This window comes from Xenorhabdus sp. NBAII XenSa04, from assembly GCF_963866145.1.
Classification (GTDB): Bacteria; Pseudomonadota; Gammaproteobacteria; order Enterobacterales; family Enterobacteriaceae; genus Xenorhabdus; species Xenorhabdus indica.
In genome coordinates this window covers 1-587 of record NZ_CAWMEB010000293.1, presented here as the reverse complement: position 1 = coordinate 587, position 587 = coordinate 1, and the positions used below count along the sequence as shown (strand labels likewise).

General features: G+C 49.1%; 1 protein-coding gene. It reads right to left on the bottom strand.

The features are described from left to right. Positions 1–587: RHS repeat domain-containing protein (locus AAC147_RS10690; RefSeq protein WP_047686568.1), on the bottom strand; the 587-nt coding region annotated here is incomplete at both ends.

Genomic DNA, 587 nt, shown 5'->3' with positions numbered 1-587 from the left:
GTTTCACCGCCTTCAGCATCAATATAAGTCGTGATACGGGATTGATCATCATATTGGAAACGATCGCACCAGTAGCCACTGGTGGTGGCCGTTGTGAGAACTCGCCCACGATCATCATAGGTAAGCGTGACATCTGTCTGATCGGTATCGTGCCAGCGGATCATCCTTCCTTGAGCATCATATTCATGCCACAAGTGGTTATGCTGGAAAGCCTCACATTCATGCAGGTAGTTCTGTGGGTCGTAATGGCAAGTGACCAGCCGCTGTTGCTTTTGCTGTTCGAGATAATCCACTGTCTGGAGCTGCTGCCCCTGATAACCTAAGATCAACCGGAAACCATCGGTGCGCGTGACTTCAATCAGTTGCGAGTGTTTATCGTAGATAAATCGAATAGCATTCTGTCGGCGATCGGTGATCGCGGACAGTTTACGAATAGACCCGGCAGTGTGATTAAAATGATAAGTGAGCTGGGACTGGCGATCGGTCAGTTGCAATTCACCATTCAATTCACCGGTCAGCAGGTAATGAGGAATATGCTGGTTACGGGCGAGCACCATGTTATCCGGTGTGCTGAAATCGTAGATGAC